Genomic DNA, 14142 nt, shown 5'->3' with positions numbered 1-14142 from the left:
GCGAAAGGAAGTTAATGATGTTCGGGAAAAAAATAATTCATTCTAAAACAATATGGTTTTATTTTTTATTGTTTCTCTTTTCCATATTTACCAATATGGGATTAGGCAATGTATTAAGTGAGAATATTCCTGTTTCAGATTACGCAATTTTATTTGTTATCACGGCGATTTCTTTTTATTTTACCCCTTGGGTTGGGCGAGTATTAATTACTGTATTATTCCTCAGCGCGTTATTTTATTGCTCTGCTGGTTTTTTCTATGGTATTCCATCTTTGGGTATTATCGCTTCTGTTTATGAAACGAATATTAATGAAACCTTGGAATACTACACAACCATTCCTTTTTGGATATTTTTATTTCAAGCTAGTTATTTCATCCTGTTTGTTGCTTTAATGAAATTAAGTTTTTATTTTAAACGGCAAGCATTTAAATGGCTAAATACGGCTGTTATCAGCCTATTATTAGTTTTTTCTTACAATCAATTTTCTGATTGGAACTATGCGTATAAATTCCGTTTTTATCCCGTTCTTTTTTATTCTGAATTTGATCGAATGAATGATCTGTATTTAGAACAACGTGATTTTCTAAATCAATCCGCTAATGCGCCTTCTCAATGGGATATTCAATCTTTTATGCCAAAATATAAAAATTATATTTTGATTATCGGTGAAAGCATGCGAAAAGATTATATGTCGTTATATGGCTTTCCATTGAAAACCACACCATTTTTAGAGCGTGTGAAAGGCACTGTTTTTGAAAATTATTATTCTGCGGCACCGAATACGCAACCGTCTTTACAACTCACCCTATATCGAGCAGATAAAGGGGAAACGGTTTATACGGATAATATTATTTCTTTAGCCAAAAAAGCGGGTGTGAAAACCTATTGGATTTCTAATCAAGGCAAAATTGGGGAATTTGATACGATAGCATCTCGTATTGGTCAAAGTGCAGATGAAACGATTTTTATGAAGCCGTTAGGTTATAACTCTAAAAAAGTTTATGACGATGAAATGTTGCCTGTATTAGATAAAGCCTTAAAAGAAAATATTAGCAATTCAAAATTAATTGTGATTCATTTAATAGGCTCACATCCTGCTTTTTGTGAGCGTCTTCCATACGAGGTTAAAAATTATTTTATTAATCAATCGATGTCTTGTTATTTAGAATCGATTAAATATACGGATCAGTTTTTAGAAAAATTAAATTCACAATTGGTGGCACAAAATGAACCCTATTCGGTGATTTACTTTTCTGATCATGGGCTTGCTCATTATGAGGATTCTAACGGCCTATCATTGCATCCAAATAATCTTTATAAACAAGATTATGAAATTCCTTTCATAATGTTTTCGAGTGATAGTCAAAAGGTAGAAAAAATAAAAACGCCACAATCGGCATTTAATTTTGTTTATGGTTTTGCTGATTGGATGGGAATTAAGGAAAAACATTTACAAGGCGTGGATTTTTTCCATCCTGAAAAACAGGAAATTAAGGTATTTGATTGGAATAACGTTGTAAATGTTAAAGAGTTGGCTGATGATCCAGCAAAATTACCAGAAACCGTTCAGTAAATGAGATCGTGCTTTATCATTTATCGGCTTGTGCTAGAATGAGCGGAATTTTTTTAAAAGGGAAATAGTATGTCCAAAAAATCAGGGCTTTCGTTTTTATGGTTAAGTGCGGTCGCTTTCGTGGTTGATTTGCTCACTAAATACATTGTGGTACAAAAATTTGATTTGTATGAAAGTGTTAATGTGCTGCCTGTTTTCAATCTTACCTATGTTCGCAATTATGGTGCGGCATTTAGTTTCTTAGCGGATCATAGTGGCTGGCAACAATATTTCTTTATTTTGTTAGCGTTGGCTATTTCAGGCATGTTGGTTTATTTTTTAGTAAAAAATAATGCTGAACAAAAAATCCAAAATTCTGCTTATGCACTGATTATTGGTGGTGCATTAGCGAATATGGTAGATCGTGCTTATAACGGTTTTGTCGTGGATTTCTTTGATTTCTATTGGGATATTTACCATTATCCAGTGTTTAATATCGCCGATATTGCCATTTGTATTGGCGCAGGGTTATTAGCATTAGATGCGTTTAAGAGCGAAAAGAAAAAAGTACAAGATAAACAAGTAGAAAAGTGCGGTCAGAAATGAAGATAATTTTAGCCAATCCACGAGGATTCTGTGCCGGTGTAGACCGTGCTATTAGTATTGTTGAACTTGCCTTAGAAATTCACGGTGCACCGATTTATGTTCGTCATGAAGTGGTGCATAACCGATTTGTTGTGAACGGATTGCGTGATCGTGGTGCGATCTTCGTGGAAGAATTAAGCGAGGTACCTGATGGTGCGATCGTGATTTTTTCTGCACACGGCGTATCTCAAGCCGTTCGACAAGAAGCGAAAGACCGCAATCTCAAAGTATTTGATGCAACCTGTCCTTTGGTGACCAAAGTGCATATGCAAGTTGCTCGTGCAAGTCGAAAGGGAACAAAAGCAATTTTGATTGGACATAAAGGGCATCCTGAAGTTGAAGGCACAATGGGGCAGTATAGCAATGAAGATGGCGGTATTTTCCTGATTGAAAAAGTAGAAGATATTGCGCGTTTGCCAATGCAAGAAAATGATAATTTAACCTTTATGACGCAAACCACTTTATCGCTAGATGATACAGCAGAAACTATTGCTGCATTAAAAGAAAAATATCCCGCTATTCAAGGGCCACATAAAAACGATATTTGTTATGCGACAACCAATCGTCAAGAAGCGGTGCGAGAATTGGCTAAATTATCAGATTTAGTGTTGGTTGTGGGGTCTAAAAACTCATCAAATTCAAATCGTTTAGCTGAATTGGCGTCTCGAATGGGGATTAAATCACAGCTTCTTGATGATCCTTCCGATATTCAAGATGATTGGTTTAATGATGTAAAAACCATTGGGATTACAGCTGGCGCGTCTGCACCCGAAGAATTAGTCCAATCGATTATTTCTCGCTTAAAAGAGTTTGGTGCGGATACTATAGAAGAACTGCAAGGTTTAGAAGAAAATATGTTCTTTGAAGTGCCAAAAGAGTTGAGAATAAAAGAAGTTAATTAATACTAAGGGCTTATCGTCAATGATAAGTCCTTTGTTTTTTCATTCAAATTAAGAATTTTTGAGATCGAGATCGCAAAAGTGCGGTCAGTTTCTTGAGGTTTTTTGCAAGGCAGGAAAAAATGTGTGTGTTGATTGTTGATCAACGGTTCATATTATAAGGAAACCTCTATGAAATTAATGAAAACATTATTCACTTCGTTTGTATTGTGTGGGTCACTTGCAGCTGGTTCCACTTTTGCTGAAGACAAGGTGGTTGAGCAAACAACTCAAGCTGTTGTGACCACTCAAACGGATTCACAAGTAGCAGCAGCTATGATGGGAGATAAATTGAATATTAACATAGCAACTGCCAGTGAAATTCAAAAATCCCTAACTGGCATTGGTGCGAAAAAAGCGGAAGCTATTGTGCAATATCGTGAAAAACACGGTAATTTTACTAATGTAGAACAGCTTTTAGAAGTACAAGGAATTGGCAAAGCAACACTAGAGAAAAATCGTGATCGTATAATCTTTTAATTTTCTAACCTCCAATGAATGCCCTGTTTTACAGGGCTTTTTTATTCTTTACACACAGAATACATTAAAAAGCCGTTGGCAACTTGAGTAAATTTTAATACACTAGCAAGCCTAGTCGGGGTGCAATACGCTGAGATCATACCCGTGAACCTGAAACAGTTAATACTGACGTAGGAAACTAGGAATATAGCCTTATCTCCTTTTCGTCATTATTGCTGCCTTTTAATCATAAATAAGGATGTAATAATGAACCTTCTTAAATTAACCTTAATTTCTACCGCACTTTTTTCCACTGCAGCATTAGCACAATCACAGCAAAGTGTGAACGTATATAGCTACGATTCTTTCACTTCTGAATGGGGTGCGGGGCCAAAAGTAAAACAAGATTTTGAAAAAGCACACCCACAATGCACTATTAATTTTACGCCTTTTGAAAGCGTTGGAGTGTTGCTCAACCGTGTTCGTTTGGAAGGAAAGAAAACAAAAGCGGATATTGTGCTAGGTTTAGATAACTTTTTTTTGGAACAAGCTGAAAAAACAGGTATTTTTGCGCCAAATAACGTGGATTTAACTCAGCTTGATTTACCAACAAAATGGACAAATAAAACTTTCTTACCTTTCGATTTCGGTAATTATGCTTTTGTGTACGATAAAACCAAATTACAAAATCCGCCGAAAAGTTTGAAAGAATTAGTTGAACGTCAAGATCTTCGTGTGATTTATCAAGATCCTCGCACCAGCAGTGTGGGACGTGGTTTATTGGTTTGGATGAATGTAATTTATCCTGAAGATAAAATTCAATCTGCTTGGAAAAATTTAGATAAGCATACGGTAACAGTGGGTAAAGGCTGGTCAGATACTTACGGTGCATTCTTAAAAGGCGAAGCGGATTTAGTATTAAGTTACAGCACATCGCCACTTTATCATCAACTTTTTGAGAAAAAAGATAATTATGCGGCGACAGATTTTGCGGAAGGGCATATTACTCAAGTAGAATTAGCGGCAAGAGTTGCCAACCATCCAAATCAATGTGCGGATGATTTTATGGCATTTTTAATTTCGCCTACAGCACAAAAACATATTGTGACAGCCAATATTATGTTGCCAGTTATTCAAGGCGAAATTGAACCGCATTTTGATGCGCTTAAAGTTCAACAAAAAACGCAAACACCAATTAATCCAACAGTGAATCCTGAGCAGTTAAAAAATTGGATCAGCACTTGGCAAACTACATTAACAAAATAATTTGATGCTGTCGTTATTTCATCATCCACAATTCCGCCTGCGTCATTATGTGGGCGGCGTTGTTGTCATCGGCGTGATTACGCTTTTTTATGGAAGTGCGTTAAGTTCAATCTTTACATTGGGCGATGAATTACAATGGCGAGCTTGGTTTACTGATGATTATCTACAGCATCTGATTCTTTTCAGTTTTGGGCAATCCTTACTTTCTACCGTTTTATCTATTTTCTTTGGTTTACTTCTCGCTCGGGCATTATTTTATAAGCCATTTTTTGGAAAAAAGTGGTTGTTAAAATTAATGTCGCTAACTTTTGTCTTACCTGCTTTAGTGGCAATTTTTGGTTTGATCGGTATTTATGGTTCAAGCGGTTGGTTAGCTTGGTTTGCTAATCTTTTTGGAATGTCGTGGCAGGGGCATATTTACGGACTGTCGGGTATTTTAATTGCCCATCTTTTTTTCAATATCCCACTGGCAGCGCAACTTTTCTTACAAAGTTTGCAAAGTATCCCTTATCAGCAACGTCAGCTTGCAGCCCAGCTTAATTTACAAGGTTGGCAATTCGTTAAATTGGTGGAATGGCCGGTTTTTCGTCAGCAATGTTTGCCCACATTTAGCTTGATTTTTATGCTGTGCTTTACCAGTTTTACCGTTGTTCTTACGCTAGGTGGTGGGCCTCAATATACAACATTAGAAACAGCAATCTACCAAGCGATTTTATTTGAGTTTGATCTGCCGAAAGCGGCACTCTTTGCTATGTTGCAATTTGTATTTTGCTTGCTTTTATTTAGCTTAACGTCGCGTTTTTCTCCCTCTAATCAAAATGGCTTGAGCAATAGTAATCCTTGGTTTGTGGAACCTAAAAGTGCGGTCAAAATTTTCCATGTTTTGGTCTTACTTGTTTTTGTATTTTTCCTTTTTTCGCCAGTTTTGAATATTCTTATTAGCGCATTGAGTTCATCAAGTTTACTCAAGGTTTGGCATAATTCTCAACTTTGGCGTGCGTTAGGTTATTCACTTTCTATCGCACCCTTGTCTGCATTACTTGCATTAACGATGGCGATTGCCTTATTGCTTTTATCACGTCGTTTAGAATGGTTACATTATCAAAAAATCTCGCAATTTATTATTAATGCAGGAATGGTAATTTTAGCCATCCCGATTTTAGTGCTTGCGATGGGGTTATTTTTATTATTACAAGAGCGTGATTTTTCCAATATTGATTTGTTTATCATCGTTGTATTTTGTAATGCTTTAAGTGCAATGCCTTTTGTTTTACGTATTTTAAGCGCACCTTTTCATAATAATATGCGTTATTACGAAAATCTGTGTAACAGTTTGGGAATTGTGGGTTGGCAACGTTTTTATCTGATTGAGTGGAAAACCTTGCGCGCACCGTTGCGTTATGCTTTTGCTTTAGGTTTAGCGTTATCTCTCGGCGATTTTACGGCGATTGCGTTATTTGGCAATCAAGAGTTTACTTCTCTACCGCATTTGTTATATCAGCAGTTAGGTAATTATCGTAATCAAGATGCAGCTGTAACCGCAGGGATTTTATTATTGCTTTGTGGCATATTGTTTGCCTTTATTCATACATATAGGGATGCTGATGATTTATCTAAATAATGTGATTTTGAACGATAAAACCTTACCGATGTGCTTTAATTTGAGCGTAAATGCTGGCGAGCGTGTTGCAATTATTGGCGAAAGTGGCGCAGGGAAAAGTACCTTATTGAATTTAATTGCTGGGTTTGAATTTCCTGCTCAAGGAGAAATTTGGTTAAACGATAAAAATCATACGCGTAGTGCGCCTTACGAGCGTCCTGTTTCCATGCTATTTCAAGAAAATAACTTATTTCCCCATTTGACTATACAACAAAATCTTGCCTTAGGAATAAAACCCTCTTTAAAATTAACTGCACTTGAGCAGGAAAAAATTGAACAGGTCGCTTGTTCTGTAGGATTGGGCGATTATTTAGAACGTTTACCGAATTCTCTTTCGGGGGGGCAAAAACAACGAGTGGCATTGGCGCGTTGTTTATTGAGAGATAAGCCAATTTTGTTATTAGATGAACCGTTTTCGGCGTTAGATCAGAAACTTCGGGTAGAAATGCTGGCTTTAATTGCTAAACTTTGTGACGAGAAAGATTTAACATTGCTACTTGTTACCCACCAACCATCGGAATTAATCGGCTCGATAGATCAGGTGTTAGTGGTGGAAAATGGTCAGATAAGTCAATTACAAAAAGGGGTGTAAAATTAGTTTTATTCATAACGTTGAATTGATTGTTTCTACCATATACACTAGTTCATCAATTAAGAAAGTATAAAAAGCGTGGTGTTTTTAACCGCACTTTCAAAGGAAAAATATGTTAGCGGAAAAATTACAAATTAACTCTATTACACCTCATCCAAGTGTAGAATATTGGTCTGTTTGCAAAGTAGAGGCGTTATTTGAAACGCCATTTTTGGAATTAGTTTACCGAGCAGCGCAAATTCATCGTAAGCATTTTAATCCTCGCACGATTCAGTTATCCACGTTAATGTCTATCAAAACGGGTGGATGCCCAGAAGACTGTGGTTATTGCCCTCAATCAGCCCGTTATCATACTGGCGTACAAAATCAACAGTTATTAGATGTTAATGAAATTATTGCGAAAGCAAAAATTGCGAAAGCGCGTGGTGCAGGGCGTTTTTGTATGGGCGCAGCTTGGCGAGGCCCTAAGCCAAAAGATATTGAGAAAGTCACAGAAATTATTAAAGCAGTGAAATCCCTTGGTTTAGAAACTTGCGGTACCTTTGGTTTATTGCAAGACGGTATGGCAGAAGATTTAAAAGAAGCTGGATTAGATTATTACAATCATAATCTTGATACCGCGCCAGAACATTATGCGGAAGTGATTGGTACACGCCGTTTTGATGATCGTCTTAGCACTTTAGGAAAAGTACGCAAAGCTGGGTTAAAAGTGTGTTGTGGCGGCATTGTGGGGATGAATGAAACTCGTAAAGAACGAGCAGGATTAATCGCGAGCCTTGCAAATCTTGATCCGCAACCTGAGTCAGTGCCGATTAATCAACTCGTTAAGGTTGAAGGTACACCCTTAGCCGATGCGGAAGAATTAGATTGGACGGAGTTTGTGCGAACGATTGCTGTTGCACGTATTACTATGCCAAAAAGTTATGTTCGTCTTTCTGCAGGTCGCAGTGGTATGACTGAAGAAATGCAAGCGATGTGTTTTATGGCGGGGGCAAATTCGATTTTCTATGGCGATAAATTACTTGTTACAGATAATCCAGAAGAAGATGGCGATCAGTTATTAATGGCAAAATTAGATTTAGAGCCAGAAACTGCAGAAAATAAAAAGTTGTAGTTTTCGTTAGATAGCTGAGAAATTAAGTATACATCTATTCCTTTCTTTATTTCATATCTCACAATAATTTTTAATAGCCAATAAAATAGCTCCTTGAATATCAAGGAGCTAATTATATGAATCTTAAAGAATTTCTTTTGCTTTCGCTACCACGTTTTCAACAGTGAAACCAAAGAGTTTAAATAATTGATCTGCTGGTGCGGATTCGCCGAAGCTATTCATACCGACAACACGACCGTTGAATCCAACGTATTTATACCAGAAGTCAGCAATACCCGCTTCAATTGCAACACGTTTTGTTACAGCTGCAGGCAATACGCTTTCACGGTATGCTGCATCTTGTTTATCAAAACGATTAGTGCTTGGCATAGAAACAACACGCACTTTTTTACCTTCAGCACTCAATACATCTGCAGCTTTTACTGCTAATTCCACTTCAGAACCTGTCGCAATGAAGATTAACTCAGGTGTGCCATCACAATCTTTTAACACATAAGCACCACGTTTAACTGCATCTAATTGTGCAGAAGTGCGGTTCATTTGAGCAAGATTTTGACGGGTAAAGATCAACGCACTTGGGCCATCTTGACGTTCAACCGCTTGTTGCCATGCAATAGCAGATTCCACTTGGTCACATGGACGCCATGTTTCAAGGTTTGGAATTAAGCGTAGTGAAGCCGTTTGTTCTACAGGTTGGTGTGTTGGGCCATCTTCGCCTAAACCGATAGAATCGTGAGTGTAAACGAATAAAGCGCGTTGTTTCATTAATGCCGCCATACGTACCGCATTGTGTGCATATTCGTAGAACATTAAGAAAGTTGCACCATAAGGAATGAAACCTCCGTGTAAAGCAATACCGTTCATAATGGCAGACATACCAAATTCACGAACGCCGTAGTTGATGTAGTTACCACCTACGTTTTCATGCGCACGAATCGGTTTAGAACCACTCCATAAGGTTAAGTTAGAGCTTGCTAAGTCTGCAGAACCACCTAAGAATTCAGGTAATACGTGAGCGTACGCCTCGATTGCATTTTGTGATGCTTTACGGCTTGCGATGCTCGCTGGATTTGCTTGTAATTTTTCAATGAACGCTTTGGATTCTGCCGCCCAATTTGCTGGTAATTCGCCAGAAACACGACGTTTAAATTCTGCTGCTAATTCAGGATAGGCTTTTGCATAGGCGGCAAATTTTTCTTCCCAAGATTTTTCTGCTGCTGAGCCTTTCTCTTTTGCAGACCATTCAGCATAGTATTCAGCTGGAATTTCAAATGGCGCATATTCCCAACCAAGTGCTTTGCGAGTTAAAGCGATTTCTTCATCGCCTAATGGCGCACCGTGGCTATCGTGAGAGCCTGATTTATTTGGAGAACCAAAACCAATGATGGTTTTACAAATTATTAACGTTGGTTTTTCTTTTTCTGCTTGAGCAAGAATGGTAGCAGCACGAATTTGCTCTGCATCGTGACCATCTACATTACGAATTACTTGCCAGCCATAAGCTTCAAAACGTGCTGCAGTATCATCGCTGAACCAGCCATCAACATGACCATCAATGGAAATATTATTGTCATCGTAGAATGCAATTAATTTGCCAAGACCTAATGTTCCCGCTAAAGAGCAAGCCTCGTGAGAGATCCCTTCCATTAAACAGCCATCGCCTAAGAACACATAAGTGTGGTGATCGACAATTTCATGGCCTTCACGGTTAAATTGACCTGCAAGTGTTTTTTCTGCAATTGCCATACCAACAGCATTGGTAATACCTTGACCAAGAGGGCCAGTCGTGGTTTCAACACCGGGCGCATAACCATATTCTGGGTGGCCAGGGGTTTTAGAATGTAATTGACGGAATTGTTTTAAATCTTCGATAGAAAGATCATAGCCAGTTAAATGTAAAAGACTATAAATCAACATAGAACCATGGCCGTTAGAAAGTACAAAACGATCTCGGTCAGCCCATTTAGGATTAGTTGGATTGTGTTTTAAAAAGTCGCGCCATAACACTTCTGCAATATCCGCCATCCCCATTGGGGCTCCAGGGTGACCTGATTTCGCTTTTTGTACAGAATCCATTGCTAAGACACGAATTGCATTGGCTAATTGTTTACGAGTTGCCATTTTGTTCTCCTGTGATAATTCGTTTTGAAAAATAATCTTGCGCATTCTACCTTATTTCTGAAGGAAATTTAGCAAAAATCCGCACTCAATTTAATAGTTTGTGACAATAATCAAATTCTACGACGACATTGATGAAAACGCATACTACTAGATTTTATTGTCAAATTTACCGCACTTTTTTCTCTTTGAGTTTATGATAAGAACAGCGATAATGACTTAAAAAATACTTGTTTTACACCAAATAAGATAACGCCAAATATCGCTAGGCTTAGCGAAATAATCGTTGCAAGTATCATTGAGTAGTTTTTCTTTAATTATTTTCACTTTTTCAATTCACATCGGTTAAAATCTTTTTAGTCGCCACAACTTACAGGATTTTTATGCAAATTCAATGTTTCGAAAGTATTACACAAAAATATCCACAATTTCCTACCGCACTTTTGGCTAATGAGGAGCCTATACAGAACGGAGAGCCTTTTATCTTATACGGCACAAAGTTGGACATAACTAAGCTAGAAAAATTTCAACAAAAGTGCGGTCAAAATTTTCAGATTTTTGATGTTTGGATGGTAGCGAAAAATATTATCGTCTTATTGAAAGGTCAATGGTTTTCTGATTTCATTAAATTTGCTCACGATGTTGAAGTGGATATTGCTAAATTAGATTTCAGCCCTAAATTGTCTCAAGCAGGGTTGTTGGTGATGGATATGGATTCTACCGCTATTCAAATTGAGTGTATTGATGAAATTGCGAAACTAGCGGGTGTTGGCGAACTTGTTTCTGCGATTACGGAAAGTGCAATGAGGGGGGAATTAGATTTCGAGCAAAGTTTGCGTTGTCGAGTGGGTACATTAAAAGGTGCGCCAGAAAGCATTTTGCAGCAAGTTAGAGAGAATTTACCGCTAATGTCTGGATTAGTTGAAACGATCCAAACCTTACAAAAATATGGCTGGAAAACTGCAATTGCTTCAGGCGGATTTACTTATTTTGCGGATTATTTGAAAGCCTTATTGCAACTTGATTTTGCTGCATCAAATCAATTTGATATTGAAGATGGAAAACTCACAGGCTTAGTTAAAGGCGATGTGGTTGATGCCCAATATAAAGCTAAAACATTGCAACATTTGTTAGAGGAATACGGTATTTATTCCCAACATTCTATTGCTATCGGCGACGGTGCAAATGACTTGGCAATGATGAATGTGGCGGGACTAGGTGTTGCGTTCCATGCTAAACCTAAAGTGCAACAACAAGCGCAAATTGTGGTAAACTTCGCCGACTTAACCGCACTTTTATGCCTTCTAAGTGCCAATGATCGAATTTAATAAAATGGGAGAAGACTATGCCATCTTTTGATATTGTTTCTGAAATTACTTTACACGAAGTTCGTAATGCAGTGGAAAATGCAAACCGTGTGCTTAGCACGCGTTATGATTTTCGTGGTGTCGAAGCGGTAATTGAATTAAATGAAAAAAATGAAACGATTAAAATCACCACAGAATCTGATTTCCAACTTGAACAATTAATTGAGATTTTAATTGGATCTTGCATTAAACGTGGTATTGAGCACAGTTCTTTAGATATTCCAGCAGAAAGCGAACACCACGGTAAACTTTACAGTAAAGAAATCAAGCTTAAACAGGGTATTGAAACAGAGATGGCGAAGAAAATTACTAAATTAGTAAAAGATTCTAAAATCAAAGTTCAAACTCAAATTCAGGGCGAACAAGTGCGTGTGACAGGTAAGTCACGCAATGACTTACAAGCAGTGATTCAACTTGTAAAAAGTGCTGAATTAGGTCAGCCATTCCAATTTAATAATTTTAGAGATTAGTTTTTCAAATAAGGGCGAAATGTTGCCATAGTTTTTTGATAAAACTTGACGAACACCGCTTTCAAGCGTAACATTCGCCCGATTTTTTAACGAGAAGGACACACACTTTGGACAGTCATAGTCGATACCGAATATCGCTCTAAACGCCCGCCTTTTATTATCGGCGTGCGTTCGCCGGTAAATTTACCGTTGTTTCGGCATCTCTTAACGAAAACTTTGCGATTTTTCACCGCACTTTCGTTTCTTCTTTAATTTGTTCACTGTTAGCTGTTCATAATCCTATAAGGAGTATGAAATGATCAACGCGTTTGCTATCAATGATTCCCGCTTGGTTCGTATTGACGAAGACCAAACTGATCTCAATACTGCCATTTGGCTTGATTTACTTGAGCCAACAGGCGAAGAACGTGAAATACTACAAGAAGGCTTAGGTCAGAGCCTAGCATCTTTTCTAGAACTGGAAGATATCGAAGCTTCCGCCCGTTTCTTTGAAGACGAAGATGGTTTACACCTTCACTCATTTTTTTATTGCGAAGATGAAGACAATTATGCTGATTTAGCGAGCGTCGCTTTTACTATTCGTGATGGTCGTTTATTTACGTTGCGAGATCGCGAGCTACCAGCATTCCGTTTATATCGTATGCGTTCACGTAGCCAGCGTTTATTAGAATGTAATTCTTATGAAGTTTTGCTAGATTTATTTGAAACGAAAATTGAGCAATTAGCGGACGTGATTGAAAATATTTATGCAGATTTGGAAGAGTTAAGTCGCGTTATTTTAAACGGAAAACAAGATGAAGCCTTTGATGAAGCATTAAATACACTCACGGAACAAGAAGATACGAGCTCAAAAGTTCGTTTGTGCTTGATGGATACTCAACGTGCATTAGGTTTCTTGGTTCGCAAAACTCGCTTACCAACTAATCAGTTAGAACAAGCACGAGAAATCTTACGAGATATTGAATCTTTGCAACCGCATAATGAATCATTATTCCAAAAAGTAAACTTTTTAATGCAAGCTGCAATGGGTTACATCAATATTGAACAGAACAAAATTATGAAATTCTTCTCGGTTGTTTCTGTGATGTTCCTTCCTGCAACATTAGTCGCGTCTACTTATGGTATGAACTTTGATTTTATGCCTGAGTTACATTTTAAATATGGCTATCCAATGGCAATTGGATTAATGATCGCAGCCGCACTGACACCATATATTTATTTTAGAAGAAAAGGATGGTTATGATGGAATTATCCCAAACCGCATTATTTATCGGATCAATTATTAATCTTTACGCACTTGTATTAATCTTACGAGCTTGGTTGCAGTTTGCTCGTGTGGATTATTACAGTCCTGTTTCAACATTTGCAGTCAAAATGACTGATCCAGTATTAAAACCTCTGCGTAAAGTTATGCCAACGGTAAAAAATATTGATACTTCCGCATTACTGCTTGTATTTATTATTGGTATGTTAAAAGGTATTATTTATTTTGGCTTATCAGTAAATGTACTCTTAGTATTGGGCGTATTAACTGTATTGAAAAGCATTGGTTTAGCTATTTTCTATGTGCTTTTTATTGGGGCTGTTTTAAGTTGGTTTAATCGAGGTAATAATTCTATAAGTTATGCCTTTTATCAACTTTCTGAACCACTTTTAAAACCAATCCGTCGATTCTTACCTACATTAGGAATGATTGATTTTTCTCCGATGGTCGTTGTATTTATCTTATTATTTTTAAATAATTTTATGCTTGATCTTCTAGGTGGACTTTGGATTATCGCTGGTTAGATATTCATATTCCTTATTTGAATATTGCTTTATAAAAATATTGAAGATTTAGTTGGTAAGAATAGTATTTTCTATTCTTACCTTTTTATTTCGTTTTTAGAGGTTTTTGATTTTTATAATTCTTATAAAAGATATGAAATTCTTTTATAAAAATAAGGGGAGTTTATTTACA

At 37.2% G+C, this 14142-nt stretch carries 13 protein-coding genes and 1 riboswitch; of the genes, 12 read left to right on the top strand and 1 reads right to left on the bottom strand.

Annotated elements, in window-relative coordinates; all coding sequences use genetic code 11:
• The first annotated feature begins 14 nt into the window (after positions 1-14).
• The 8 genes from HMPREF2813_RS04170 (at position 15) to bioB (ending at position 8227) form a co-directional block, all read left to right on the top strand.
• Positions 15-1574, top strand: a complete 1560-nt coding sequence (locus tag HMPREF2813_RS04170) for a phosphoethanolamine transferase (RefSeq protein WP_014550969.1) — start codon at positions 15-17, stop codon at positions 1572-1574.
• A gap of 69 nt (positions 1575-1643) precedes the next feature.
• The gene (lspA, locus tag HMPREF2813_RS04165) at positions 1644-2159 is read left to right on the top strand and encodes a signal peptidase II (protein WP_014550968.1); all 516 of its coding nucleotides are present in this window, start codon (positions 1644-1646) and stop codon (positions 2157-2159) included.
• Positions 2156-3100: a 4-hydroxy-3-methylbut-2-enyl diphosphate reductase gene (gene ispH, locus HMPREF2813_RS04160; RefSeq protein WP_014550967.1), complete on the top strand. Its 945-nt coding sequence runs from the start codon at positions 2156-2158 to the stop codon at positions 3098-3100. The genes lspA and ispH overlap by 4 nt, the downstream gene beginning before the upstream one ends.
• Positions 3101-3268: 168 nt before the next feature.
• Positions 3269-3616: a helix-hairpin-helix domain-containing protein gene (locus tag HMPREF2813_RS04155; protein WP_041174638.1), complete on the top strand. Its 348-nt coding sequence runs from the start codon at positions 3269-3271 to the stop codon at positions 3614-3616.
• A 106-nt stretch (positions 3617-3722) separates the two neighbouring features.
• Positions 3723-3810: riboswitch (TPP riboswitch) on the top strand.
• 52 nt (positions 3811-3862) lie between these two features.
• Entirely contained in the window at positions 3863-4861 is a 999-nt protein-coding gene (gene thiB, locus HMPREF2813_RS04150) for a thiamine ABC transporter substrate binding subunit (protein WP_014550965.1), read from the top strand.
• A 4-nt stretch (positions 4862-4865) separates the two neighbouring features.
• The gene (gene thiP, locus HMPREF2813_RS04145; protein WP_014550964.1) at positions 4866-6482 is read left to right on the top strand and encodes a thiamine/thiamine pyrophosphate ABC transporter permease; all 1617 of its coding nucleotides are present in this window, start codon (positions 4866-4868) and stop codon (positions 6480-6482) included.
• The gene (gene thiQ / locus HMPREF2813_RS04140) at positions 6466-7113 is read left to right on the top strand and encodes a thiamine ABC transporter ATP-binding protein (protein ID WP_014550963.1); all 648 of its coding nucleotides are present in this window, start codon (positions 6466-6468) and stop codon (positions 7111-7113) included. Before thiP ends, thiQ begins: the two co-directional genes overlap by 17 nt.
• A 112-nt stretch (positions 7114-7225) precedes the next feature.
• The gene (bioB, locus tag HMPREF2813_RS04135; protein WP_014550962.1) at positions 7226-8227 is read left to right on the top strand and encodes a biotin synthase BioB; all 1002 of its coding nucleotides are present in this window, start codon (positions 7226-7228) and stop codon (positions 8225-8227) included.
• Positions 8228-8350: 123 nt separating this feature from the next.
• On the opposite strand, the gene tkt is transcribed toward bioB, so the two are convergent.
• Positions 8351-10348, bottom strand: coding sequence for a transketolase (gene tkt, locus HMPREF2813_RS04130; protein WP_014550961.1), 1998 nt, complete (start codon positions 10346-10348; stop codon positions 8351-8353).
• A 380-nt stretch (positions 10349-10728) separates the two neighbouring features.
• Between tkt and serB the strand changes: the two genes are divergently transcribed.
• The 4 genes from serB (at position 10729) to HMPREF2813_RS04110 (ending at position 13970) form a co-directional block, all read left to right on the top strand.
• On the top strand, positions 10729-11673 hold the full coding sequence (gene serB, locus HMPREF2813_RS04125; protein ID WP_005655988.1) for a phosphoserine phosphatase: 945 nt from the start codon (positions 10729-10731) through the stop codon (positions 11671-11673).
• Between the two features lie 17 nt (positions 11674-11690).
• A complete protein-coding gene (locus HMPREF2813_RS04120; RefSeq protein WP_014550960.1) occupies positions 11691-12182 on the top strand; it encodes a YajQ family cyclic di-GMP-binding protein in 492 nt (163 codons plus the stop codon).
• 295 nt (positions 12183-12477) lie between these two features.
• A complete protein-coding gene (gene corA, locus HMPREF2813_RS04115) occupies positions 12478-13425 on the top strand; it encodes a magnesium/cobalt transporter CorA (RefSeq protein WP_005655990.1) in 948 nt (315 codons plus the stop codon).
• Positions 13425-13970, top strand: a complete 546-nt coding sequence (locus HMPREF2813_RS04110) for a YggT family protein (RefSeq protein ID WP_014550959.1) — start codon at positions 13425-13427, stop codon at positions 13968-13970. Before corA ends, HMPREF2813_RS04110 begins: the two co-directional genes overlap by 1 nt.
• Positions 13971-14142 lie beyond the last annotated feature (172 nt).

Origin of the sequence: Haemophilus sp. HMSC066A11 (assembly GCF_001811665.1) — a bacterium.
Taxonomy (GTDB): Bacteria; Pseudomonadota; Gammaproteobacteria; order Enterobacterales; family Pasteurellaceae; genus Haemophilus; species Haemophilus influenzae.
This window is presented reverse-complemented; position numbering and strand designations above follow the sequence as displayed.

Bases quoted from the DNA above. Each gene is read 5' to 3' on its own strand.
- ispH (WP_014550967.1), top strand. From the start codon at position 2,156: ATGAAGATAATTTTAGCCAATCCACGAGGATTCTGTGCCGGTGTAGAC.
- HMPREF2813_RS04170 (WP_014550969.1), top strand. From the start codon at position 15: ATGATGTTCGGGAAAAAAATAATTCATTCTAAAACAATATGGTTTTAT.
- bioB (WP_014550962.1), top strand. From the start codon at position 7,226: ATGTTAGCGGAAAAATTACAAATTAACTCTATTACACCTCATCCAAGT.
- thiQ (WP_014550963.1), top strand. From the start codon at position 6,466: ATGATTTATCTAAATAATGTGATTTTGAACGATAAAACCTTACCGATG.
- HMPREF2813_RS04120 (WP_014550960.1), top strand. From the start codon at position 11,691: ATGCCATCTTTTGATATTGTTTCTGAAATTACTTTACACGAAGTTCGT.
- serB (WP_005655988.1), top strand. From the start codon at position 10,729: ATGCAAATTCAATGTTTCGAAAGTATTACACAAAAATATCCACAATTT.
- thiB (WP_014550965.1), top strand. From the start codon at position 3,863: ATGAACCTTCTTAAATTAACCTTAATTTCTACCGCACTTTTTTCCACT.
- HMPREF2813_RS04155 (WP_041174638.1), top strand. From the start codon at position 3,269: ATGAAATTAATGAAAACATTATTCACTTCGTTTGTATTGTGTGGGTCA.
- thiP (WP_014550964.1), top strand. From the start codon at position 4,866: ATGCTGTCGTTATTTCATCATCCACAATTCCGCCTGCGTCATTATGTG.
- corA (WP_005655990.1), top strand. From the start codon at position 12,478: ATGATCAACGCGTTTGCTATCAATGATTCCCGCTTGGTTCGTATTGAC.
- tkt (WP_014550961.1), bottom strand. From the start codon at position 10,348: ATGGCAACTCGTAAACAATTAGCCAATGCAATTCGTGTCTTAGCAATG.
- lspA (WP_014550968.1), top strand. From the start codon at position 1,644: ATGTCCAAAAAATCAGGGCTTTCGTTTTTATGGTTAAGTGCGGTCGCT.
- HMPREF2813_RS04110 (WP_014550959.1), top strand. From the start codon at position 13,425: ATGGAATTATCCCAAACCGCATTATTTATCGGATCAATTATTAATCTT.